Source organism: Anaerovorax odorimutans (genome assembly GCF_024459955.1).
Classification (GTDB): domain Bacteria; phylum Bacillota; class Clostridia; order Peptostreptococcales; family Anaerovoracaceae; genus Hominibacterium; species Hominibacterium odorimutans_A.
This window is the reverse complement of the sequence record NZ_JANFXK010000123.1, coordinates 1-338: the sequence shown is the minus strand read 5'-3', so window position 1 is coordinate 338 and position 338 is coordinate 1. Positions and strand designations below refer to the sequence as shown.

The following is a 338-nucleotide window of genomic DNA, read 5'->3' as shown; positions in this document are numbered from 1 at the left end:
AAGATTTTCAAGTGCATCTTTACATATACACTCTTCAATTCCCGCATTTCCTATTATCAGATCATAAACTGTTTTTTCAGCTTCGTCTTTATCAACACCTAAACCACTTGTCATATTTCCTTGTGGATCCATATCAAGAGCAAGAACTTTTTTTCCTTTACTTGCAAGAGCAGCCGATAGATTTATAGAAGTTGTTGTCTTACCTACCCCGCCTTTTTGGTTGGCAATAGCTATTATTCTCCCCATTTTTGCCTCCTCATATGCGTTCTTTTAACATATTTTATATAATATTGCTTCATATTCCAAGACGCTCGCAATAAGAACACTGATGTTTTCAC

The 338-nt window shown here is 35.5% G+C and carries 1 protein-coding gene; it reads right to left on the bottom strand.

The genetic code is table 11. The features are described 5' to 3' along the window. Window positions 1-246, bottom strand: a 246-nt coding sequence (locus NE619_RS18160; RefSeq protein ID WP_256133879.1) for an AAA family ATPase, incomplete at its 3' end; no start/stop codon positions are given. Window positions 247-338: the final 92 nt, after the last annotated feature.